The sequence below is a fragment of the Thermoleptolyngbya sp. PKUAC-SCTB121 genome (genome assembly GCF_016919485.1).
GTDB lineage: Bacteria > Cyanobacteriota > Cyanobacteriia > Elainellales > Elainellaceae > Thermoleptolyngbya > Thermoleptolyngbya sichuanensis.
The window spans coordinates 3,719,813-3,744,408 of the sequence record NZ_CP070366.1 but is presented as its reverse complement, the minus strand read 5'-3'; the positions used below and the strand labels follow the sequence as shown (position 1 = coordinate 3,744,408).

The following is a 24,596-nucleotide window of genomic DNA, read 5'->3' as shown; positions in this document are numbered from 1 at the left end:
AACTTTAGCGTTCCCAGGTTTACAGGCGGAAAGATCAGGGAATGGTGAGAGTGTCCGGGTGTTGAGGGGTGAGAAGGGTGGGACTGAAGTCATTGGGAGGATTGCGATGGGAGAGGATGGGATGGTCTTTGCAGATCAAACATTAGAGAACGGCGACCGGGAGACGGCGGCGCGGGAATGGGGGAAGCTGGGGCTGGCGGTGCTGGGGGTGGCGGGATGTTTGGGGGCGATCGCCCTGCTTCAGGTTCCCCAGCTTCGGCAAATCCAAACACGCAGCCAGACGGCCAGCCTGCAAGAAATTCAGCGCGATCTGGAGTCAGAGCGGGTGCGGCTCAATGTCCTGGAGCAAGCACCTTCTTTAGGGTTTGACAATCTGATTGCAAGCTGGACGTTTCTGAACTTTTTGCAGTATTTCGGCGACGAACCCGTGCGATCGCGCACCGACTACACCCTTAGCCCAGAGTATTTCGACGTGATCCTCCGCCGCGATCCGCGGTTTTTGAGCGCTTACACGTTTCTGTCTACCAGCACTGCCATGTATGCGGGCGATCCCCAGCGGGCGATCGCCCTCACCAACGAAGGACTGAAACATCTGTCGCCAACGCTGCCGCCCGATTCCCACTACATCTGGCGCACCAAGGCCATCGACGAACTGCTGTTTTTGGGCGATGCGGCGGCGGCTCGCCAGTCGTTTGAAACGGCTGCGGATTGGGCAGAAGCGTCTGGCCAGCCAGAGGGGCAGTCGGTCGCCAGCCTCTCGCGCCAGACGGCGACGTTTCTAGCCAACAACCCCGACAGCAGCTACGCCCAGTTTGCGGCCTGGATGATGGTGCTGACAAACGCCCCCGACCGCCGCACCCGCAGCACTGCCGCCGACCGCATCAAAGCCTTGGGAGGCGATGTGGTTCCCCAGCCCGACGGCACGTTTCAAATCAAGCCGCCCCCCAGTGATTAACCCCTGATTAACCCCTGATTAACCCCTAAGCAACCCCTGATTAATCCCTAAGCAACCCCTGATTAATCCCTTGCCAAGCCGTGATCAACCCGCGATCAGGCAACGGCATTGAGCAACGGTCTATAATCCGAGGAATAGGATGGGTCGAAATGAAAAGGGAGTGACGACGGGCGATCTTGCCCCTCACTCGTCCTTCAATTGAGTCAATCTGCTGAGTCAACCGGGTGAGTCGATCTGTCGAGGCTCAGGACGGGTTGAGCCAAGCGCTGAACCGGGAAAGCGGCCCGCTTCACGCTCATTTATGAAATTGAGTTAATATTAGTTAACAAAGACGTTCCGTTGCGCGGCCCGCAAGCCCGCCACACAACACATTCGGAGGAATAGCCTCAGTGAACAAGCGGTGGAGAAATGCAGGACTGTATGCCCTTCTTGTCGTCGTCGTCATTTTCCTGGCTACGGCGCTGCTGGACAGACAGCCCCAAGATATTGAAACCTGGCGCTACAGCCAGTTTATTCAGGAAGTGCAGCAGCAGAACGTGAAGCGCGTCGAAATCAGCGCCGATCGCTCTCGCGCCCGCGTCACCCAGGAAGACGGCGAAAAGGCGATCGTCAACCTGCCAAACGACCCGGCGCTGCTGGATATCCTGACCGAGAACAAGGTGGATATCCTGGTCACGCCGCCCTCGGATGATGGCGTTGTGGCTCGTGTCCTCAGCACACTGCTGATTCCCTTCTTGCTGCTGGCGGTGCTGTTTTTCGTGCTGCGCCGCGCCCAAAACGGCCCCGGCAGTCAGGCCATGAACTTTGGCAAGTCCCGCGCCCGCGTCCAGATGGAGCCGCAGACTCAAGTGACCTTTGGCGACGTGGCGGGCATTGAGCAGGCCAAGCTGGAACTCGCAGAGGTGGTGGACTTCCTGAAAAATGCTGACCGCTTTACGGCGGTGGGGGCCAAGATCCCTAAGGGCGTGCTGCTGGTAGGCCCGCCAGGAACCGGCAAAACGCTGCTGGCTCGTGCCGTTGCGGGTGAAGCAGGGGTACCTTTCTTCTCTATCTCTGGTTCCGAGTTTGTGGAAATGTTCGTGGGTGTGGGTGCGTCTCGCGTCCGCGACCTGTTTGAGCAGGCCAAGTCCAATGCCCCCTGCATCGTGTTCATTGATGAGATTGATGCTGTTGGCCGTCAGCGCGGTGCTGGACTCGGCGGCGGCAACGACGAGCGCGAGCAGACGCTGAACCAGTTGCTCACGGAGATGGATGGCTTTGAGGGCAATACGGGCATCATCATCATCGCAGCCACGAACCGTCCCGACGTTCTGGATGCGGCGCTGCTGCGTCCCGGCCGCTTTGACCGTCAGGTGGTGGTGGATCGTCCCGACTACGCGGGTCGCTTGGAAATCCTCAATGTCCACGCTCGCGGCAAAACCCTGTCGAAGGATGTGGATCTGGAGAAAATTGCTCGTCGGACTCCTGGCTTTACGGGGGCGGATCTGGCAAACCTGCTGAACGAAGCTGCGATTCTCGCGGCTCGTCGCAACCTGACAGAAGTGTCGATGGACGAGGTGAACGATGCCATCGACCGCGTGCTGGCTGGCCCCGAAAAGAAAGACCGCGTGATGAGCGAAAAGCGCAAGTCGCTGGTGGCCTATCACGAAGCCGGACATGCCCTAGTGGGTGCGCTGATGCCCGACTATGACCCGGTGCAGAAAATCAGTATCATTCCTCGCGGCCGCGCAGGGGGTCTGACCTGGTTCACGCCCAGCGAAGAGCGGATGGATTCGGGCTTATATTCTCGCTCCTATCTGCAAAACCAGATGGCCGTTGCCCTGGGGGGGCGCGTCGCCGAGGAAATCATCTTTGGTGAAGAGGAAGTGACTACGGGCGCTTCCAATGACCTGCAACAGGTGGCGCGGGTGGCGCGTCAGATGGTGACTCGCTTTGGCATGAGCGATCGCCTCGGGCCAGTGGCGCTGGGTCGTTCCCAAGGCGGCATGTTCCTGGGACGCGACATCATGGCCGAGCGCGACTTTTCGGAGGAGACAGCCGCTGCGGTAGATGACGAAGTTCGCAACCTGGTGGATCAGGCCTATCGCCGCGCCAAAACCGTGCTGATGGAAAACCGCGCAGTCCTTGATCAGCTTGCCCAAATGCTGATTGAGCGCGAAACGGTAGACTCTGAAGAGTTTCAGGAGCTACTGGCTAACAGCGATGTGAAGATGGCGGCGATCGCCTAGTTTCGCCTAACCCACCGTTCAAACCCAAAGAAGGCGCATTCCTGCTGGGGGTGCGCCTTTTGTCGTGGCTCATGAATTAGGAGTCATTTTGCCAAGCAAAATCCTGACCCTGAAACCGCCCTATTCCTGGATTCCTAGCTCCGCCGCCACAATTTCAGCCAGCTTTTCGGCGGCTCCGGGCTTTCCCCGCACTCGGCGTAGGCGATCGCGCACAGCATCTCGCGTTTCGGGATGCTCCAGCCAGTCTAGCGCCAAGGTCGAAATATCCTCCGGCTTCAGGTTGCCTACCAGTTCCGGCACGATCGCCTCCCCTGCCCAAATGTTGGGCCAGGCCAGCAGGCGAGACTTGCGGAGAAACCACCCATTGATCAGTTTGGCGATCGCCCCGCCCACCCCCGGCAAGTTGGCCAAAAGCCCCGGAATGCCATCCCAGGCTCGCATTGCGTCAAGCTGCTGCGTTGGCAAAAACACAATCATGGGCACCGCCAGCGCTCCCAGTTCCGCCGTATTTGCCCCCACCGTCGTCAGGCAAAGCTGGCATCGTTGCAGCAGGTCATAGGCCGGAAACGGGGTCCACAGACTGATTTGCAGACCGCTCTCGGTTTTCAGACTGGGGCAATGGGCCGGAAAGGGGCCGCTGGGGTCGGCCGCAGGCAGCAGGCGGGCCGAAACTGCGCCAAAGTAGTGGGCGATCGCATTTTGCGCTGGATCAGCAAATCGGGCCAGCGTGTCCAAGTCCAGCGTCGGCGCAACCGGAATGACAAACTGCACATCGGGGCGGGCGGCATGGATCTGCTGGGCGATCGCTAGACCCAGCGGCACCCCCTGAGCCAGCTTGGCGGGCTTGGAACCGGGCAGCAGCCCCACCAGCGGCCTATCCGCACCTGGCAACGCTGGAACGTCGGGTAAAAGCGCTGAAGCAGCGGAATCCCCGCTCAGGTTCATTCCCGAATCTACATCCGCCATCAGGTCGCCGATAACGGTGAACTTGTGGACATATTGCGCGGGGGCGCGGCTGACCAAATCTGCATTCATCACGGCAAAGCGGTCAATCCAGCCGTGCCAACGGGTTTCCCACTCGCCATACAGCACCGTGCGATAGCCCAGCCGCTTGCCGATGATCACCGGATAAAACTGGTCGCCGCCGAGAAACAGGACCACGCCGCGATCGCCCCAGTCCCAGCCTTCTGCTGTCCTGCCCCACAGCAAGAACGGGAAGAAATGGGCCGCCGCCTGAATGCGGTCGAGTTCGGGATAGCGCTGGGCGATCGCCACCTCCCGCCCGGTTGCATTCGGACAGGGCGACAGCACGAGCGAAATCCGCACCCGTGAACGATCTTGCCCCAGCTTTGCCCGCAGCGCCCGCAGCACCGGCCGAACCCAGGTCGCCAGTTCACCAGGGCCGTTGGAGAGGATAAGGAGGTCTAGAGGCATAGGCGGGTTAAAGATGAGACTCCTGGGGGTACATAGCACGAAGGGATGTGCAACTTTGCCGATCCTCTCATCCTTTTCTGGTAGGCCGAAGGCTTTAAGCCCTCTCCTAGAGCAGAAAAGGAACTTCAAGCCTCTCTTGCTCCCTTTCTCCCGACCTGGGAGAAGGGGGTGGGGGATGAGGGCAGATTGAACGTTGCACATCTCGTAGCCCTTGCCTGAGCTATCCGGCAGGAAGCAGGCTCAACTAGAGGCAGGCTCCTCTGGTCATCCCATCATCGCATCATCCCCCTGCGCCGAATTTCCACAAAACCTGCGCCGAAATCGTCACCTCGCCGCCCAAATCCGGGCACTCTCAAAGCAGGGCAAGTTATAATTTTTGCGGATATACTGCAAACTTTCTTTATGAGCAGCCCTTTGGTTCACGCATTTTTCGTTGGTCGGGCACTGGCCGAAGCACTGACCGAGCAAGCCAGCAACCTGGCATCTACGCTGGTCAGCGAGGCCGGCAAATTTGATGCCGAACAGCGCGATCGCCTCCGCCAGTTTACCGAAACGGTACTGGAAAAGGCGAATCGAGAAGCCGCCCAGGCCAGTCAGGGACGCTCCTATGCGGCGGATGGAGCCGGGGAAGACCTGCAAGCGCTAATCGACGATCTGCGGGCCGAAATTGCCCAACTCCGCACCGAGCTTCAGCGCTACCGCAGCCGCTCTGGTATCTAGCCTGGTGGTTCCTCTGGGGATATCTGGTGCTTTTATCTCCAATGATTTTACCCCCGGTGCCTTTATAGAAGACATGCTCTGGTTTTTCTAATCCCGATTTTCGGTTTTTCAAGGTTGCGCTCCTGCCCGGTATTCTGTTGTTTTTTTGAGAAGCCTGTCGCGTGTCTGCCCGTTTTAACGATGCTATGTCCCCAGACTGGAGTGCTGAATCTGCCGCACCGCCCGTCTCGCATAGGGCCGCCCCAACTGGTCACACTCCACAGGCTCCCTTCTCCAAATCTTCTGCTAACGCTCCTTTCACCCCCTCGGAGGCCGCAACGGTGACTTCGCCCATCGACAGCGGTAAATCCTATTCCTCCAATGCCTACCGCTGGAACCGCAAAAGCTACTCGCGGCAGCGGCGCTATGTGGATATTTGGACGTTTGTTTTGCAACTGCTGACGGCGCAGTGGGCCTACAGCAAACCCTGGACTTATCCCGGCGGCATGACCGAAGAAAACCAGGCTATCCGCCGCCGCAAGCTTGCCGTCTGGATTCGCGAAACCCTGCTCGACCTGGGGCCGACTTTCATCAAAGTGGGTCAGCTTTTTTCGACCCGCGCCGACCTGTTTCCGGTGGAATACGTCGAAGAACTCTCGAAGCTGCAAGACCGGGTGCCGGCCTTCGGCTACGAACAGGTCGAAGAAATTATCTGGCAGGAATTGGGCAAGGGCATTCCCGAACTCTACCGCAGCTTTGACCCGATTCCCATTGCCGCCGCCAGTCTGGGCCAGGTGCATCGGGCGCAACTCCATTCCGGCGAGGAAGTGGTGGTGAAGGTGCAGCGGCCGGGTCTGGCAAAGCTGTTTGACATTGACCTGAAGATTCTCAAAGGCATCGCCCACTATTTTCAGCGGCATCCCAAGTGGGGGCGTGGGCGCGACTGGCTGGGTATCTACGGCGAGTGCTGTCGCATTCTGTGGGAAGAGATTGACTATCTTAATGAAGGGCGCAACGCTGACACATTTCGGCGTAATTTTCGCCATGAAGACTGGGTGAAGGTGCCCCGCGTTTACTGGCGCTACAGTTCGCCCCGCGTGCTGACGCTGGAATATGTGCCGGGGATCAAGATCAGCCACTACGAGGCGCTGGAAGCTGCTGGGCTAGACCGCAAGACACTGGCAAAACTGGGGGCGCGGGCTTATTTGCAGCAGCTTTTGGACAAGGGCTTCTTTCATGCCGATCCGCATCCGGGCAATATTGCGGTTAGCTCCGACGGGGCGCTGATTTTCTACGACTTTGGCATGATGGGTCAGGTGCAGCCTGTCACCCGCGAAAAGCTGATGAATACGTTCTTTGGCATTGCCCAAAAGGACGCAGATAAGGTGGTGGATGCGCTGGTGTCGCTGGGGGCGCTGTCGGTGTCGGAGGACATGGGGCCTGTGCGGCGGTCGATCCAGTATATGCTGGACAATTTTATGGACAAACCGTTTGAAACCCAGTCCATCAGCGCCATCAGCGATGACTTGTATGAAATTGCCTACGATCAGCCCTTCCGCTTTCCGGCAACGTTTACGTTTGTGATGCGGGCTTTTTCCACGCTGGAGGGGGTGGGCAAGGGCCTTGATCCCGAATTTAATTTTATGGAGGTCGCAAGACCCTTTGCGATGCAGATTATGGCTAATGGAACTGGTTCGGAAACAGGCGGGCTGCTGGAGGAATTCAGCCGTCAGGCAGCCCAGGTCAGCAGTTCGGCGCTGGGGCTGCCGCGCCGCATTGAGGATACGATCGATCGGCTGGAGCGGGGAGATATTCGGCTGAGGGTGCGATCGCAGGAGACGGATCGCGTCCTGCGTCGCCTGAGTAACGTTAATATGGGGACTAATTATGCGCTATTGGCGGGTGCGTTTACGCTGTCGGCGACGATTCTGCTGGTGAATAACCTGATTTGGGTGGCGGTGCTGATGGCGATTCCGGCGGCGATCGCCCTGTTTTCCTGGGTGCGCCTAATGATCCGCATTGACCGCGCCGACCGCATGTTCTAGAGCTATCTCCGTAAGCTATCTCTGTAGCTGTCTGAATTAGTGGCGATCTGTTTAGTAATTTCCTAATTAGTAGTGTCCTAACCCTGAGCGTCCGCATTTTACCCTACCGATTCTCACCCCTCCGTCCGCTGCCTCGATTATGAAGTGCCTTTTTACCGGAATTACCGACCCGGGACTGCTGCGTAGCGTCAATCAAGACGCATATTACATTGACCCCAATGGCCGGTTCTTTATCGTGGCAGACGGCATGGGGGGGCACGCGGGCGGGCAGGAGGCAAGCCTGATTGCCACCAAGATGATTCAGAATTATCTGGACTCTCACTGGACTTCCGACGAGGATTCGCGGACGCTGTTGGAGCGGGCTTTTTTAATCGCCAATCGGGCGATCGTGCAGGATCAGTCTCGGCATCCCGAACGGTCGGACATGGGCACAACGGCTGTTGTGGTGATGTTTCGCAACGGTCAGCCTTGGTGTGCCCATATCGGGGATTCGCGGCTCTATCGCCTGCGGGGAGCCAAGCTTGAGCAAATTACTGAAGACCATACCTGGGTGGCTCGCGCCATGAAGGTGGGCGACCTTACTCCAGATCAGGCCCGCGTGCATCCGTGGCGACATATCTTGTCCAAATGCCTGGGGCGGGAAGACTTGCGACAGATCGACGTGCAGCCCATTGATGTGCAGGGGAGCGATCGCCTCTTGCTCTGTAGCGACGGACTGACAGAAGAGCTATCGGATCACCTGATTGCCTTTCACCTCAAGTCGATTCGCGCCTGCGACAAGGCGGCGGCAGCTCTGGTCAACGCCGCCAAGGACAAGGGCGGACGCGATAACATTACCGTCATAATCGTGGCGATAGACAGTCAGCCGCTGTCCGACCTTCCCACCACGTCGCCCTAATCCTTGACGCTGAATTCCCGAAACCACTGCCCGACCTCCCAAGGCGGCAGGGGGCGACCCCAATAATGACCCTGGCCCATCAGGTAGCCCGCCAACGGCCGCAGGTTGTTGGCGGTGTCGTCCACTACTGGGATATTGAACTACTAGGATATTCCCGGATAGGCCTTGGGATGTCTCTTAGTCATGGCTGAATCATACGCCAAATGATTTCAAGGATGAGGTTATACCGAAAATGGTCAACCAGCTGTCGAAATTCTGACCTTTGCCCTAATCGATGAACAGTCGTTCATCTGTAAAAGAGGTTACGATGTAGCCTGCTCGATCGAGGACAGCAGGTAGCCAGCTCGATGCGGAGTTGACTGGCAACATCGTTTACCGCCCGCTAGCCATTGCGGATCGATAGCCACCCCGTCAGCCCCACCACCGCAAAGATTTGTGCAGCGCAAAGGGCAACACCAAGAACGATCGCAACGGCAGTCCTCTCGCTAGGCTGGGGCGGGCACGGGGGGATGGATGGGTGCATAATCTGGATTGTGTTGGGGCGAATACAGCTACCGTTCGGTAGGGATGGGGCTGGAATGGGGCTGGAATGGGGACAGCACTCCGTAATACTCTTACAACAAACAAATCGCAAGGGGACACAAATCGCAAAGAATAGAGCAATGATGAAACAATGATTGATAAATGATAAAAAATTGATTAAGTTAAGAGTTGTGTTGTATCGTCCCCCAGCCCCCCAGCCGTCAGGGTCTTAGAGGTAGGTTTGAGGCTGCTTCAGGGAGAGAGTTTCAAGAGTTCCATCCAGTGCTTGTGTCGAAACAACGTACTATTTGCAACTTTGGATGTTGGTTTGCGCGATGGGCACACTCTTGCAGCAAAAGCGGCGAAACTGCTTCAGAATGCGGGTCAAGTCTTTGATAGCCTTTGAGAATTGCAAGTGAGAATCACAAACAGATCGCTGCCCCCTTTAGAAGGCTATGTAGCAATTGAAACTTTTTAGCCTAAGTAGCCTGAAAGTCAGGCAATTGCAGAGAGGCACGATATCAGTCTTGTCAAAACTCAGCTTTATCATTCCCTCCGCAATCAAATAGTAACGCTGCGCCCGATCTCGCTTTCAGGTCTTAAAAACTCAGAAACTTCCAAAAACTCAGAAGCAAAGTTTCGCAATTCCTGCTGGACTAGGCGATATAAGCGGTTATCCGGTTAGACCAGACCCCAATGAGCCTCAACCCTGACTACAATCAAGAATGCGCCTTATGTTGCTGCACACGCTGGAATTTGCAAAAGGCTTAGCCACCAAAGCACTGCATTTTATTGCTTTAATTATTGCTTTAACCAAAATCGCCACAGCGAGCAATATAGGCTTTGCAAGTGCGGGCTTTGCGGCGACAAACCTGGGAGACGCAGCGGGATCGAGGAGGTAGGGAATGGCTGCACTCTGGGTTGGACTATTGGGGTTTGAAAATATTGGGCAGTTTTATAAGGGAGCAAGCCTGGGCATGGGATCTGCTGCGTCTTCGTTTATCCCGCATGGACACTGCTATTTGTGGCAACCGGGGCTGGTGGGGCTACATGTCGGCTCAGATGCGCTGATTGCCTTGGCATATTATTCCATTCCGCTGACGCTGTACTATTTTGTTCGCAAGCGGAAGGATTTGCCCTTTAACGATATTTTTCTGCTGTTTGGCGCATTTATCGTAGCCTGCGGTACGACGCATTTGCTGGAGGTGTGGACGCTATGGCATCCAGACTACTGGCTGTCGGGTTCGATTAAGCTGCTGACCGCAGGCATATCCCTGTTTACGGCAAAAGAACTGTTTTCGATCGTACCCAACGCGCTGGCGCTGCCCAGTCCGACTCAGCTAGAACAGGCAAACCAGGAACTCCAGGCGCAGATTGCCGAGCGCATGGCGATTGAGGCAGAACTGAAGTGCCATCAGGCCCAGCTCGAAGACCGGGTGGCAGAGCGCACGGCCCAGCTTGAAGCGTCCAATCATCAGATGGAAGAGTTGCTGCGTCGAGAGCAGGAAGCCCGCAGCCAGACCGAGCAAGCCCGCACCGAAATTCAGCGCTACGCCAATCGCCTGACGCTGGCGCTGGATGCCGCAGAGATGGGCTTTTGGGAATGGGATATCGACTCTAATCGGATTACGGGTACACCGCAGTTTGCCAGGATTTTGGGGCGCGAACCGTCCAGTCTGGAGAATTTTGACGTGGAAGACTGGAAGGCGCAGATTCTGCCTGAAGATCGGGCGTTGGCTGCTTCGGTGACAGAAGCGGCGATCGCCCAGTGCCAGACCTTTCGTTGCGAATATCGCCTGAAGCATCCTGACGGCAGCCTGCGCTGGGTCAACTCGGTGGGCCGCTGCGAGTATAATGCGGACGGGCAGCCCATGCAAATGTCGGGGGTGCTGATCGATACGACCCAGCGTAGGCTCGACGAAGCCAGCCTCCGCGAAAGCGAAGAGACGACCCGCCGACAGCTTGCAGAAATCGAGGCGATTTACACTACTGCGCCGATTGGCCTGTGCGTGTTTGACACTCAGTTTCGCTACGTGCGGCTGAATGACTTTCTGGCAGAAATCAACGGTGTCCCCATCGAGGATCACCTAGGCAAAACGGTTTGGGATATCGTGCCAGAACTGGCCGAGCATCAGGAACGGGTTTTGAGGCAGGTTGCCAGCACGGGGCAGCCTGTTCTCAACTTGGAGGTGCAGGGAGAAACGCCGCTGAAACCAGGCGTGCTGCGCGACTGGCTGGCAAATTACTATCCTCTATGGGGGCTGGACGGCAACTTGCAGGGCATCAACGTCACGGTGCAAGAAGTGACCGAGCGCAAGCGCGACGAACGAGAACTAGAGGCGCGAGCGCAGGAGTTGGCTCAGTTGAACCTGCTGCTGGCGCAAAGCACGGCGCAGGTGCGCGAACGCAATCAGGAGTTGGATCAGTTTGCCTACGTGGTGTCGCACGATTTGAAGGCTCCTCTGAGGGCGATCGCCAACCTCGCCTATTGGATCGAAGAAGACTTAGACGATTCCCTGCCAGAAGAAACCCGGCAGCATCTCACCCTCATGCAAAGCCGCGTCCGCCGGATGGAGGGGCTGATCAACGGGCTGCTGGAATATTCCCGCATTGGTCGCTCTGATACGACGACGGAAACCGTCAACCTGACGACGCTGCTGCATGAAGTCGTTGATTTGCTCGACCCGCCGGACACCGTGCAGGTTTTTATCCCTGAAGAGTTGCCAACCCTGACGACTAAGCCGCTGCTGCTTAGCCAGGTGTTGGCAAACCTGATTGGCAATGCCATTAAACACCGCGATCGCCCGGATGGACGGGTCGAAGTCACCGTTGCCGACCAGGGCCGCCACCTTCGATTCACCATCGCGGACGACGGCCCCGGCATCGACCCCCGCTATCACGACCGCATCTTCGCCATTTTCCAGACGCTAAAGTCCAAAGACGATCAGGAAAGCACGGGCATTGGGCTATCCATCGTCAAGAAAATCATCGACACTGAGGGCGGCGAGATTCACCTGGAATCTGAGCTGGGTCAAGGAACCACGTTTTGGTTTACCTGGCCGAAGGGCGGGATGGAGTGATAGCGGAGTGACGGTGGAGGGATAGTGGATGGAGTGATAGGGTTAGCAAAGTAGGAGCCTCCCAACCGCCATCTCGCCTGCCCTTTTCCGTCTGTCAAATCCCTGCTCATGCACGCTGCCGACACCGCGATCGCCCATCTCCAAGCCCACAAGTCTGCCTGGGCTAATTTGCCAATTCCAGCGCGGCTAGACCTGCTGCATCGCTGTATTGCGGGAACGGTGGCAGTAGCAGAGGATTGGGCGATCGCCGCCTGTCGTGCTAAGGGTATTGATCCCAATGCGCCGCTGGCGGGAGAGGAGTGGCTGCTGGGGCCGGTGGGCCTGCTGCTGAATTTGCGGCTGCTGATTCAGGCGTTGGCAGCAGGCGGACAGCCGCGCCCCGTGTCCGTGCGCTCGCGGGCAGATGGGCAGCAGGTGGCCCAGGTGTTTCCCGACAGCTTGCAAGATCGGCTGATGTGGCTGGGGTTTCGGGGCGAGGTGTGGATCGAGCCAGGCCAGCCCGCCAGCCAGGGGCAAATTTACCGGCCGGGTGGCAACTCAACTGCGGGCGTGGCGCTGGTGCTGGGGGCAGGCAATGTGTCGGCGATCGCCCCGATGGATGCGCTGTCGAAACTCTTCGCCGAAAACCAGGTGGTGCTGCTCAAGCTCAACCCGGTGAGTAACTATGTAAAGCCGTTTCTGGAAACGGCCTTGCGGCCCCTAATCGAGGGCGGGTTTCTAGCAATAATCACCGGAGATGCAGCAGTGGGCGCATTCCTCTGCCAGCATGAAGGCATTGACACGATTCACGTCACCGGATCGCACCACACCCATGATGCGATCCTCTGGGGCAACACGCCCGCAGAACAGGCCGAGCGCAAGGCCGCAAATCAGCCCGTGCTTGCCAAGCCCATCACCTCAGAACTGGGCTGCGTCACGCCGATTTTGGTGGTGCCGGGTCGCTGGTCGGTCGCCGACTTGCAATACCAAGCGCAGCACGTCGCCAGCATGGTCGCCCACAACGCCAGCTTCAACTGTGTCGCGGGAAAAGCGCTGGTGCTGTCCAAGCACTGGCCGCAGCGAGACGACTTTTTGGCCGCGCTAAAGTCTGCGCTGGCCGCCACACCCGCCCGCAAGGCCTACTATCCCGGCGCACAGGATCGTTACCAGGCATTTCTCGACCGCTACCCGCAGGCGATCGCCCTTGCGCCCCGCACCCCCGACATTGTGCCCTGGACGCTAATCCCCGACGTGCCCCCTGCTCCCGGCGAATATGCCCTGACGACGGAAGCCTTTTGCGGTGTGCTGGCCGAAGTCAGCCTAGACGCGGGCAACACCGCAGCGTTTTTGCAACAGGCCGTAGACTTTGCCAATGAAACCCTCTGGGGCACGCTGTCCTGCGTTCTGCTGATCGACCCGGCAACGCAGCGACAAAATGCCGCAGCGGTCGAGCGAGCGATCGCCCAACTGCGCTATGGCAATATCGGGATCAACGCCTGGACAGGCATGAACTTCCTGCTCAGCGCCCTCACCTGGGGAGCCTTTCCCGGCAATCCCCTCAGCGCCATCGGCTCCGGTCGCGGCATCGTTCACAACGCCTACCTGTTCGACTATCCCCAAAAATCCGTGGTCTACGCCCCGTTCCACATCCGCCCCAAGCCCATCTGGTTTGCCAACCACCGCACCTTGCAGCAGGTGACGCGGCGCTATGTAGAGTTTTTGGCAAGCCCAAACTGGCGGCGATTTGCTCAGGTGGCGATCGCCGCTTTGAGGGGATAATTTGGGTTTTGGATTTTCGATTTTAGCTTTTGGAGGGACTGTCTAATGTCTGCGGAGCTTCCAGCCGCTTTAGCCGCAGTGCCATCTCAAGCGCCCTTTCAGAGACTTTAGTTTGGACTAATGGTGAAGAGGAAGGCAGTCAATGAGAAGCACCGACTGCCGTAAGGTCAATGAAGTACAACCAACATTGACCCCATGATTTTCAACGAACTTCAGCAATTTCGCCAAACGTTGTATGCCAGCTTGGGAAACGCCAGAGATGCCCTGTTTGATCTGATGGATGCCGTGTTAGTGAGTGCGTGCATCGTGTCGTTTGTGAGGCTATCGCAGAGTCCTGTCTTTCGTCGCCAGTGGTCGAGCCCCTATGAAGCGTTGCGCGATAGCCGCCTACCCCGCTCAAAGGTGCTGAAGCTGTTGGTGCAGCAGATACCGACTCAGCAGCAACCGTTGTTGGCAGGTGATGCGAGTCGGTGGAACCGTCCTGCTGCCAGGCGTTTGAAAGACCGCACCTTATCAGGCAGAACAGGACATGCCCCGATAGCCGGACAAAACTACAGTACCTTAGCCTGGATTGCTGAAGACAGGGGCAGTTGGGCATTACCATTGCGGCATGAGCGCATCACCAGCTTTGAAACACCCGCCAGTAAAGCGGCATTCCAACTCAAACAAGTGACTCGGCAGTTAGCGGTGCGTCCGTTGGCGATCTACGACCGAGGGTACGGCAATGCCAGTTTTGTCAACCAAACGGCAGGGATTGAGGCAGACTTGCTGCTGCGGGTTACATCCAATCGATGTGTCTATGGCGCGCCCCCAGCGTATCGAGGGCGAGGCGCACCTGCCAAGCATGGACATAAGATGAAACTCAATGACCCTGACACTTGGAGTGTCCCGGTCGAAACCGTTGAAGTCGATGATCCCAACTGGGGACGAGTGCGGGTCAGTCGTTGGAGTGCATACCATTTCCGCAAATCCCCAAACGGGCAATGGAAGTGTTGCGCGTGGAGGTGCTGGAGACACAGAGCAGCACGCGACGCTTGGCTCCTTTGTGGTTAGTTTGGCTGGGTGAGCAGATGCCTCCGTTAGAAACCCTGTGGTTGCACTACCTCCGTCGCTTTGCCATTGAACACTGGTATCGCTTTGCCAAGCAGAGGCTATATTGGACACATCCCCAGTTCAGTTCTGTATCGGCAACCGAACAGTGGAGCAGCCTGATGCCGTTGCTCAGTTGGCAGTTGTGGTTAGCGCGAAAGGACTGTACTGACCACCCCTTGCCCTGGCAGGCACCGCAAGAAACGTTGACTCCGGGTCGGGTCGCACAAGCGTTTGCAGGCATTTTGGCAGCGATTGGCACCCCTGCTCCTGCGCCTAAACCTCGTGGTAAATCGCCAGGACGAGGCAAGGGGCACAAGCCAACTCCTCGTCCCTGCTATCCGATGGTCAAAAAACGAGCCTCGAAACGCAAGACATCCGAACAATCCCTGAACAGTCCGGTTGCAACAGCAGCTTAACTGCGAGCAGGATTGTATCCAATTCCTTAAGTTCAACTGTTATGAACGGTTGAGCAGATTCTTTATGGCATCCTGTTGAGCATTATTGTGATGCCAGTTAGTCCAAACTAAAGTCAGAGAATCGACCAAGCCGAAGCTATTCGAGCGCCAAAAAATCGAGTGCAAAACAAGTAGGACTGACGTAGTTGGATGATTTCTCGCGGGCGCAGCCCGCGAGAAATCATCCGAAACCCAGAAAACTTATCGCAAGTGCGTAGGTTCTTTAGTTTGGACTAACTGGCATCACAATAATGCTCAACAGGATGCCATAAAGAATTTGCTCAACCGTTCATAACAGTTGAACTTAAGGAATTGGATACAATCCTGCTCGCAGTTAAGCTGCTGTTGCAACCGGACTGTTCAGGGATTGTTCGGATGTCTTGCGTTTCGAGGCTCGTTTTTTGACCATCGGATAGCAGGGACGAGGAGTTGGCTTGTGCCCCTTGCCTCGTCCTGGCGATTTACCACGAGGTTTAGGCGCAGGAGCAGGGGTGCCAATCGCTGCCAAAATGCCTGCAAACGCTTGTGCGACCCGACCCGGAGTCAACGTTTCTTGCGGTGCCTGCCAGGGCAAGGGGTGGTCAGTACAGTCCTTTCGCGCTAACCACAACTGCCAACTGAGCAACGGCATCAGGCTGCTCCACTGTTCGGTTGCCGATACAGAACTGAACTGGGGATGTGTCCAATATAGCCTCTGCTTGGCAAAGCGATACCAGTGTTCAATGGCAAAGCGACGGAGGTAGTGCAACCACAGGGTTTCTAACGGAGGCATCTGCTCACCCAGCCAAACTAACCACAAAGGAGCCAAGCGTCGCGTGCTGCTCTGTGTCTCCAGCACCTCCACGCGCAACACTTCCATTGCCCGTTTGGGGGATTTGCGGAAATGGTATGCACTCCAACGACTGACCCGCACTCGTCCCCAGTTGGGATCATCGACTTCAACGGTTTCGACCGGGACACTCCAAGTGTCAGGGTCATTGAGTTTCATCTTATGTCCATGCTTGGCAGGTGCGCCTCGCCCTCGATACGCTGGGGGCGCGCCATAGACACATCGATTGGATGTAACCCGCAGCAGCAAGTCTGCCTCAATCCCTGCCGTTTGGTTGACAAAACTGGCATTGCCGTACCCTCGGTCGTAGATCGCCAACGGACGCACCGCTAACTGCCGAGTCACTTGTTTGAGTTGGAATGCCGCTTTACTGGCGGGTGTTTCAAAGCTGGTGATGCGCTCATGCCGCAATGGTAATGCCCAACTGCCCCTGTCTTCAGCAATCCAGGCTAAGGTACTGTAGTTTTGTCCGGCTATCGGGGCATGTCCTGTTCTGCCTGATAAGGTGCGGTCTTTCAAACGCCTGGCAGCAGGACGGTTCCACCGACTCGCATCACCTGCCAACAACGGTTGCTGCTGAGTCGGTATCTGCTGCACCAACAGCTTCAGCACCTTTGAGCGGGGTAGGCGGCTATCGCGCAACGCTTCATAGGGGCTCGACCACTGGCGACGAAAGACAGGACTCTGCGATAGCCTCACAAACGACACGATGCACGCACTCACTAACACGGCATCCATCAGATCAAACAGGGCATCTCTGGCGTTTCCCAAGCTGGCATACAACGTTTGGCGAAATTGCTGAAGTTCGTTGAAAATCATGGGGTCAATGTTGGTTGTACTTCATTGACCTTACGGCAGTCGGTGCTTCTCATTGACTGCCTTCCTCTTCACCATTAGTCCAAACTAAAGTAGGTTCTGACAGGCACAAAAACAGGCACAAAAAATAGACGGCTGATGCAGCAAAGCCTCGCATCAAGCCGCCCAAAGAGAGTCGATTTTAGAAGGCTGATTTTTGATTTTGGAAGCGGCTAATTTCCCGACCAATCAAGGCTTTTCAGCTCAGAGCTTCAATCCAAAATCTAAAATCCAAAATCGCCTAAATCGCAGTGGCGATCGCATTTCTCGGTCGATAATCCGATCCCTGCTTGTTTGCACAGAATCCCAAATCAACCGACTGTCCCGGCTGCAACCGCTGTCCCCAACTGGGTGGCACAACGGTATACCGCGAACCCTGGCGGCTAAAGGTGCCGTTCCAACTCTGGTTGATCGTTGCCTGATTCATGTCAAACGTCAGTCGCCAGTTGTTCACTGCGCTGCGTCCCTGGTTTGCCACCCGAATGGCAGTACAGAAACCAGTCTGCCAGTCTGACTGCATCGTCAAGCTAGTGCTGAGTCCAGATGAGGGACTGGGACTTGGCGACGGACTTGGCGACGGACTGGGTGACGGACTGGGACTCGGTGACGGACTGGGACTCGGCGACGGACTGGGACTCGGCGACGGACTGGGTGACGGACTGGGACTCGGCGACGGACTGGGTGACGGACTGGGACTCGGCGACGGACTGGGTGACGGACTCGGCTTCGGAGTCGGGCTGGGGCTGGGACTAGGCGACGGACTCGTCCCCGGCGCAACCCCCGGCACAGGCAGCAATTGGTTCAAGAGTTGCTGCTTGTCTGCATGAATCGTCTGCCAGTTGTCTTGCAAGATGCCGCCTGTGTCGCCGCTATTTGGGTTCCAACTCCAATAGGCGAAATGAAGCTGATTTTGCCCAATGAAATTGACAAACTGGCGCTGCCAGATCCCTTCTTTGGAACGAGTATCGACCTGTCTGCCGCCGAATTCGCCCACAAAAATCGGCGCGATACCTTCGCGGGCAATATAGTTGAACCCGATCTCCCAGCGCTCATACAGATTTTGGGGAAAGCTGGGTTCATTGAACCAGCTCTGGTTGTAAACCCCTGCCCCGTACTCATGGGGAGAATACACCAACTTATTGGGACGGGTCAGGCGCACAGGAAAGTTTCGCACGCCCTCCAGGTTGCCGCCCCACCAGTGAACTGCAAGCCGCTGACCTGGCACGTTGTTCTCCACGCCTTCGACCACAATCAGCCAGTTGGGGTTCACGTTCAAGATGCTGTTTCCGGCTCGCTCAGCGGCCAATCGCCAGTCAGTTGCCAGGTCACCTGTACCCCAGCTTGCTCGACCGTGTGGTTCGTTCTTGAGGTCGGCTCCGATGACGTTCGCTTGGTTTCGATAACGGTTGGCCAGCATTGTCCAGGTGCTAATCCAGTCCTGCTCTGTAAAGCCATCGCCATACCACAGTTCAGGAATGCGCTGGTCGTTTAGGCGGTGGCAATCCAATACGATCATCAGGCCCTGGCGCTGGGCTTCTTGAATCACCAGATCCATAACTTCAAGGGGCGTTTTGCCCTGCAATTCGCGGTTGCTGCCGATAGAAAAATCCACACCGCTGATGGTTTGCGATCGCAGCGATTGAATCGAGAATGGCAGGCGAATCACGTTGTAGCCCAGGCTGCGAATCTGCGCCAGCATTTGCTTATAGTCGCGGGCCCAAAGTCCATGCGGCGCGTGTGTTTCTGTCTCGATGCCAAACCAGTTCACCCCGCGCAGCAGGAGCGTTTTGCCCGAAGCGTCGAGAATCTGTGAGCCACGGGTCGAGAGCGGAGTTTGCACGACTGTAGAGGCGATCGCCACGGGTGAACCCGACAACCCCGACGGCAACAGGCGGAGCGTGAAGCCAACGGTGAGCAACAGTGACAAACCAAACAGCAGGAAGCCTTTCAGGCCTTTGCCGAGTCTCCATTGCCGTTTGGTCAAAAAACCGTCTGCGTCTTGATGTCCCCTCTGGCGTCGTCCTCCCCGATCGATAAACCCACCTCGAAAGATCTGCGTGAGTTTTCTGCTCATGGTTATTAAGTCCTCCATCGAAAGACGTATTGGAGAGTGCAAGACACTCGGAAGATGTACCACCTGATTCAAAAATGACCTCTTTCCTCTACATAGGTTTCCGCAAAACTCCGGGAAGCTTGAATTCTTCCTAAAGCAAGATTCAAGTTTTGATAAAGAAACCTAATTCGGTGATTTTTCGGATGGTTTCATCACAGAAAATACTTTGGAAGAATCTCGGAGAATTCTCTGTGCGGCATGTATTTATCCAGAAATCTCAATTGCTTTGAAGGCTGATGTGGAGATTGAAGGTGAGCCGAATAATTCTCTGAAAATTAGTGCTTCATGCCTGCTTTATTTTTCATGTATTTGATAAAGCTTTGGAAAAGTATTGGAAAAGAATCCGAAAAGCCTCCAGCAAATTGAAGCGTTAATATTCAAGAGATGGGATTTTCGATTCTGGTATTGTTCCAGCATTTATTGATGGACGATCGCCCCTCTTGCCAGGAAATTGAAAGTTCTTCAAAACCGTATTTTGTCCAATCTTATACAGTTTTTCTCGAAATGATCAGGTTTACAGTCACTCTATGGATAGCTACGTATAGTTAGCTCTCTATATCAGTTAAGGATCTGTTCCATAGAAACCTCTGCCTCTAGCAAAAGACGTACGGATATAAGTTAACTAAAGCGCCTGTTCTTTGCTCTAGATCATTTCTGTCTCAGGTGGCGAAATGAGTGTTTATATAGAGCGCGATATGAAAGTTTACTTGAGCTTTAAACGCAAGACTGTGCTCTTTACGAAAGGCATACCCAAGCCCCTTGGTCTACGGGTTAGTTTTGTAAGTAAGCAGATGTCTTCCCAAACTCTAGCCACCAGGGTATCGTTACGCAGCACGGGTTGTACCACGACTTGAAAGTGGGCATGTCTAACAGGGATGACGATTTCACGTAGTTAGCCGCTTCTATATTTCTGTTGTTTTTTGGTTCCTGAACTATGAGCTTTCCACGTACTTTACTGTCCTCGTCACTGCTCGCAGGTGTTGTGTTTTCGGCAGCTACGCTTCCTATGGCTGCAATGGGTTCTCAGCCCCTAACGGTTCATTTAGAGAACCAGCCCATTTTCGCAGGGCAACTTAAGGAGCTATCGGGGCCCTACCTGGGGCTTGCAACGGCAGTCAGTCTGGGTGCTGGTGTGACGGCTCTGGCGCTGATGAGCTGGAGCAATTCTTCTCGGAAGCTAAGCAAGGCAGAGGATGAAGTGTCTGACCTACGTCAGCAGCTAAAAGATAAGGAAAACGAATTGGAAAGCCTGCGATTTTCGGAGACGCGGCTGGCTTCGGCAGGTCTGGAGTCTTTCCTGGATGAGGTGGAGACTGTTTCTCCTGCGGCTGAACTACTTCAGCACTCGCTGGCGCAGGTCGAAGTGGAACAGCGAGCCACGGTTGCGGTTAGCAAGCAAGCAGAATTAGTCAGCCTTGAGCCAATCAAGCGCCATGCGATTTCTGCCGAAGCGGCTCAGCCTGCTTCTCTCGAAGCGACGGTCGAAAGTGTGTCTCAGGCGCTAAAGGGTGCGGACAGCCCCGCTCAGATCGACGACTTGCTGAATCATCTGAAGCAAATGATGGCTCAGATGGAAAACCTGAAAGCAGAGCAGCCCGCGCAAAAGCAGCAGACCCGCTTTACTCGTGTGCCCAACACGGTATGGCAACAGCAGCGCCTTGCATCCTAATCTGTCTGTAAGCCAGGTTCGTCTCTCATCTTTGTCTCTGATTTAGAATCCCTGCTGGGTAAAACCTTGCGGGGATTCACACTTTTTAGTGCATTGCCCCCATAGAAACCGGACTAGGGCTTCAGCAGCGTGGCTGACCACAAGCGGGAAAGGGGTAGACCGACTTGGCGATGGGCCGCCTCGATGAGTGCCGGATCGGGCGCATTGAGTTCCGACAGGATCAGGGTTTGGTCTGGCGAAACGTGCGATCGCACCCATTCCACGCCCCGCTCTGCATAACAAGGCAGCAAGCGCTGGGTGATAACTTGCCACTGCGCCTGCTGCTCTGGCTCCGAAAGTCCCGCTGGATAGGCGATCTCAGCCACCACCAGCGCAGACTCGTTCCCCACAGGCGGAATACCCTCCGGTTCGCGGAGATGGTCAACCCACATCTTTTCAAAGGGAAGATAAGCCGTGCGGTAGGACATGCGGACGGCTTCGGCATCAGGAGCCTCAAAGCTGCAAATCATGCGGCGGCGATCGCCTGACAGCAGGGAATATCGCCAGGTTGCCTTTCGCGCTGCCAAACAGGGAAACACTCGATTTCCTTCGTCTGCCAGAACCTCTGGCGTGATGGGAGCGGGGCGATCGGTTTCAACAATAATGAGGGTCATGGCGCTTTTTTCAGAGCAACGGCATGGGGATGCATCAGGGACATCTGGTGTCGGGTTTGGGCAACGGCGGCGCGGGCGCGGCGGCTGAGATCGGCGACGCTGATTTGCGGATAGAACTGCTGGAACAGATCCATTGCCTGCTGCTGAGCCGCGCCGACGGCGTTGGGGTCGGGGGCAATTTCGGCAACTCGCAGCCAGCCCTGCACCAGCAGCGCCCACGCCAGTGCCAAATCGACTGGTTGATCAATTGCCTGGGCTTCGGACAGCGCCACGGCTGCTCTCTCAATGGCTTGGGCGGGGCGATCGCCCGCTAGATCCACTTCGGCGGCGCTGCTCAGCAGATAAGACAGCGTTCGTCGGTTGTCTAGCTGTCGCAGGGCGATGATCGCCCGCTCGATTGCAGCTTCGGCATTCGGTTCCTGCAAATGATATTGGGCTAGCGCGGTAAGCGCATCTGCCACGGCGGACTCGCTGCCCTGCCCCTGGATCTGCGAAGCAACGGAGGCGATCGCCTGACTGTAGGCCAGGGCTGCCGCTGGGTCTCCCGCTTCCAGTTCGGTGATGGCCAGATAGCTCAGCACCCAGCATTCGCGCCAATGATCCTGCTCCTGCTGCGCGATCTCGTAGGCCCGTTGCAGCAGTTCCCGCCCTTCGTCATAGCTGCCCGTGTGCAGCCGCACGCGCCCCAGCCCGCCGTACAAATCCGCCGACTCCTGCCCCACTCGCGCCGCCAGCGATCGCGCCTCTTCCAGCAGCGCCTCTGCCCGCGCCATCTCCCGCCCCACTTCCGCCAAACAGGAACCGCTGGATGCCAGGGCGCGGGCCGTCATCAGGGGACTGGCCAACCGCCCAATTTCTACGACTCGCTCAGAATGCTGCTGCACATGGGCAAAATTGCTGTACTGAAAGTTCAGAATCATAAGCACTTCCAGCCCCGCCATCTCCGCTTCCGAGAGGCCCAGCCGATGGGCTTCTTGCACCAGTTCTTGAACTTCTGCCTCCAGGGGCGCTACCCGATCAGCGGGAACTCCAGCAAACATCAGCACTTGCAGCAGTTCGATATGCAGCCGAACGCGGGTGCGCTGATCTAGCACCTGACAATGCTGAATTCCGCGTAGAGCAAGTTCTGCGGCTTCGGCATAGGCAAACAGCTTGAGCGAATAATTGGCCGCCGCCAAACAGGCCGCCGCCGCCAAAGCGCGATCGCCCCCCAATGCGGCGTGATGTGCGATTTCTGCCGCCAGAGCCGGGTCTTGACCTGCCCGCTGGTGCAGCTTTTGGGAAATCTGGAGATGCAGCAAGCGACGACGGGGCTCCGACAGTTGCCGATAGGCCACCTGCCGCACGATGTCATGGGCAAAGTCGTATCGCATTTCCTTCCCGTGGGACGCGCTAGCTCGAATCAGGCTTTCCCGCTCTAGCTGCTCGATACCCGTCAGCAGCTTAGACAGCGGCGCATCGGCAATCTCAGACAGCGTGGTGGGGTCAAAGGTTCTGCCCAGTGCGGCCGCCCAGGGAATCAGTTCGCGAGCATAGTCGTCCAGCCGTTGCAGGCGATCGCCAATCAGCAGTTCCAAACTATCGGCGTGGGTCGCCTCGCCCACAGACAGCGCCCGCGCAATTTCCAGCGCAAACAGCGGATTGCCGCCGCTGTCGATAAACACCTGCTGCATTTTCTCTGGCGACCAGTCCAGATCTGGAAGCGCGTAAACACTGCGAATCAGCGCCGCCGTTTGCTTTGGCTCTAGCGGTTGCAGCGCCAACGTCAGCAGGCGCCGTTCTCGCCGCAGCGCCTGCAATCCCCGAAGTACGACTGCATTGTCGTCTAGCTCTTTAGAGCGGGCGGTGCAGGCAAAAAAGACAGAATGCTGACTCAGCAGCCGAATGGCATAGTGCAACAACGATGACGATGCTTCATCGATCCATTGAATATCGTCCAAAACAATCAGAACGGAACGCTGGCTGGAACAGAGCGTGGAAATAAACTGAACCACGCTGTCGAATAGATAGCTGCGATCCGACGGACTGCGATCGGAACTTTGCGATGAAGGACTCGACTCACTGAGTAGGTAAGTCAAATCTTCTGGTATTTGCACGTTGGCATTCGTCACAAACGCACGCAGCGCATCAATCCATACGCCATAGGGACGCACGATTTCCGCTTCAAAGCCACGCCCCCACAGAACGCACTGATTCCGCTGCTGAAACTGCTCCTGGATTGCTTGCAGCAGGCGCGTTTTGCCAATGCCCGGCTCCCCCGTCAGCAGCAGTACCGGGCGATCGCCCAGGGTGTCCAAAGCTACATTATCCGGCGAATTCTCTGCCCCCATCCACTGCTGGATGGTGGCCCATTCGTGGGTTCGCCCAATCAGCGGGCTAGGCTGCTGCGCTGCCGATGCAGGAGACAGCAGGGCGGCGCTGTCCAGCGGGCGATCGCCCCCAGAAGCCGTTGCGATACTGCCTGCAAGACTGCCTGCAAGACTGCTAACTGGCTCATCGTCTGCATTGAGGATTTGGTCATACAGCTTGCGGAGGGTGGGGCCAGGGTCAACGCCCAATTCCTCCCGCAGCAGCGTCATACAGTGATGATAGACCTGGAGTGCGTTGGCGCGATCGCCATTCAGCCAGTGCAGATGCATCAGCGTCGCGTGGGCGGCTTCGTTGAGCGGGTCGCTCCGCAGTACCTGCTGAGCATAGGCGATCGCCGTGCCATAGTCTTGCCGCGCTTTGAACAGCGCGATAGTCTGCTGCAATGCCCGCCTGTGAGTTTGCTGGAGGCGATCGCGCTTTGGCTCAATCCACTCATCTGTGCAGCCAGGTAGCAGGTCGCCCTGGTATAGAGATAGGGCAGCTTCTAAGTGCGATCGCGCGATGTCGGGTTCGGTCGCTTGGGCAGCAAGCTTTACCGCATTCTCAAATTCCGCCACATCCAGAAAAATGGGAGCGCTGGGCGACCATTGCAGCGTTTTGGCATCTGCCAGCAGCACCGTATCTGGTTCTGGTAGGGCTTGCCGCAGGTGGGAAAGGGCCTTTCGCAGGTTAGAGCGAGACTGGGATTCGGTGGAATCGGGCCAGAGGTGAAAGGCAAGGCGCTGGCGAGGCTGCGGCGTGTGGCGATGCAGCAACAAATACGCCAGGAGAGCCTGCTGGCGATCGCTGCCAATACCCAACGAAACCTGTCGCTCATCGGTGATGGCAAAGTCTCCGAGCAATTTAATGTGCAACCTGGGAGGCATAGCATCACCCGCTCAAGTGCGTCGTTCTGGAACCTCCTGCTGGAACCTCCTGCTGGAACCCCTTACGAGTCTGCG

General features: G+C 56.7%; 15 protein-coding genes and 1 pseudogene. 10 read left to right on the top strand and 6 right to left on the bottom strand.

Annotation, left to right across the window (positions count from 1 at the left end):
• Positions 1–121 precede the first annotated feature (121 nt).
• Together JTM80_RS15315 and ftsH3 are read left to right on the top strand one after the other, a co-directional pair.
• The gene (locus JTM80_RS15315) at positions 122–955 is read left to right on the top strand and encodes a hypothetical protein (RefSeq protein ID WP_205369745.1); all 834 of its coding nucleotides are present in this window, start codon (positions 122–124) and stop codon (positions 953–955) included.
• A 389-nt stretch (positions 956–1,344) separates the two neighbouring features.
• Positions 1,345–3,183: an ATP-dependent zinc metalloprotease FtsH3 gene (gene ftsH3, locus JTM80_RS15310; RefSeq protein ID WP_172354567.1), complete on the top strand. Its 1,839-nt coding sequence runs from the start codon at positions 1,345–1,347 to the stop codon at positions 3,181–3,183.
• Positions 3,184–3,303: 120 nt separating this feature from the next.
• Here ftsH3 and JTM80_RS15305 read toward each other — a convergent pair whose 3' ends face one another.
• A complete protein-coding gene (locus JTM80_RS15305) occupies positions 3,304–4,617 on the bottom strand; it encodes a lipid-A-disaccharide synthase (RefSeq protein ID WP_205369743.1) in 1,314 nt (437 codons plus the stop codon).
• Between the two features lie 402 nt (positions 4,618–5,019).
• Between JTM80_RS15305 and JTM80_RS15300 the strand changes: the two genes are divergently transcribed.
• The 3 genes from JTM80_RS15300 to JTM80_RS15290 all read left to right on the top strand — a co-directional run bounded on the left by JTM80_RS15300 (position 5,020) and on the right by JTM80_RS15290 (position 8,259).
• The gene (locus JTM80_RS15300) at positions 5,020–5,337 is read left to right on the top strand and encodes a DUF6825 family protein (RefSeq protein ID WP_172354571.1); all 318 of its coding nucleotides are present in this window, start codon (positions 5,020–5,022) and stop codon (positions 5,335–5,337) included.
• A gap of 185 nt (positions 5,338–5,522) precedes the next feature.
• The gene (locus JTM80_RS15295) at positions 5,523–7,361 is read left to right on the top strand and encodes an AarF/ABC1/UbiB kinase family protein (RefSeq protein WP_205371400.1); all 1,839 of its coding nucleotides are present in this window, start codon (positions 5,523–5,525) and stop codon (positions 7,359–7,361) included.
• A gap of 139 nt (positions 7,362–7,500) precedes the next feature.
• Entirely contained in the window at positions 7,501–8,259 is a 759-nt protein-coding gene (locus JTM80_RS15290) for a PP2C family serine/threonine-protein phosphatase (protein ID WP_172354573.1), read from the top strand.
• Here JTM80_RS15290 and JTM80_RS23110 read toward each other — a convergent pair.
• The gene (locus JTM80_RS23110) at positions 8,256–8,384 is read right to left on the bottom strand and encodes a hypothetical protein (RefSeq protein WP_255548779.1); all 129 of its coding nucleotides are present in this window, start codon (positions 8,382–8,384) and stop codon (positions 8,256–8,258) included. The two genes, JTM80_RS15290 and JTM80_RS23110, sit on opposite strands and share 4 nt — an antisense overlap.
• A gap of 1,131 nt (positions 8,385–9,515) precedes the next feature.
• On the opposite strand from JTM80_RS23110, the gene JTM80_RS15285 reads away from it, so the two are divergent.
• The 4 genes and pseudogenes from JTM80_RS15285 (at position 9,516) to JTM80_RS15270 (ending at position 15,127) form a co-directional block, all read left to right on the top strand.
• Entirely contained in the window at positions 9,516–9,683 is a 168-nt protein-coding gene (locus JTM80_RS15285) for a hypothetical protein (protein ID WP_172354575.1), read from the top strand.
• A gap of 3 nt (positions 9,684–9,686) precedes the next feature.
• Positions 9,687–11,861, top strand: coding sequence for an ATP-binding protein (locus tag JTM80_RS15280; protein ID WP_205369742.1), 2,175 nt, complete (start codon positions 9,687–9,689; stop codon positions 11,859–11,861).
• Between the two features lie 108 nt (positions 11,862–11,969).
• On the top strand, positions 11,970–13,619 hold the full coding sequence (locus JTM80_RS15275; protein ID WP_172354577.1) for an aldehyde dehydrogenase family protein: 1,650 nt from the start codon (positions 11,970–11,972) through the stop codon (positions 13,617–13,619).
• Between the two features lie 195 nt (positions 13,620–13,814).
• A pseudogene (locus JTM80_RS15270) lies at positions 13,815–15,127 on the top strand (NF041680 family putative transposase).
• A gap of 373 nt (positions 15,128–15,500) precedes the next feature.
• Here the strand turns inward: JTM80_RS15270 and JTM80_RS15265 are convergent.
• Both JTM80_RS15265 and JTM80_RS15260 read right to left on the bottom strand, forming a co-directional pair.
• Positions 15,501–16,814, bottom strand: a complete 1,314-nt coding sequence (locus JTM80_RS15265; RefSeq protein WP_205369514.1) for an NF041680 family putative transposase — start codon at positions 16,812–16,814, stop codon at positions 15,501–15,503.
• Positions 16,815–17,091: 277 nt separating this feature from the next.
• Positions 17,092–18,834 (bottom strand): cellulase family glycosylhydrolase, encoded by a 1,743-nt coding sequence (locus JTM80_RS15260; protein ID WP_255548777.1) that lies wholly within the window; start codon positions 18,832–18,834, stop codon positions 17,092–17,094.
• A gap of 1,135 nt (positions 18,835–19,969) precedes the next feature.
• On the opposite strand from JTM80_RS15260, the gene JTM80_RS15255 reads away from it, so the two are divergent.
• Positions 19,970–20,632, top strand: coding sequence for a hypothetical protein (locus tag JTM80_RS15255; RefSeq protein ID WP_205369740.1), 663 nt, complete (start codon positions 19,970–19,972; stop codon positions 20,630–20,632).
• A 113-nt stretch (positions 20,633–20,745) separates the two neighbouring features.
• Here the strand turns inward: JTM80_RS15255 and JTM80_RS15250 are convergent, their stop codons facing one another.
• Positions 20,746–21,285: a nickel-binding protein gene (locus tag JTM80_RS15250; RefSeq protein ID WP_172357738.1), complete on the bottom strand. Its 540-nt coding sequence runs from the start codon at positions 21,283–21,285 to the stop codon at positions 20,746–20,748.
• Entirely contained in the window at positions 21,282–24,521 is a 3,240-nt protein-coding gene (locus JTM80_RS15245; RefSeq protein ID WP_205369739.1) for a BTAD domain-containing putative transcriptional regulator, read from the bottom strand. The genes JTM80_RS15250 and JTM80_RS15245 overlap by 4 nt, the downstream gene beginning before the upstream one ends.
• Positions 24,522–24,596: the final 75 nt, after the last annotated feature.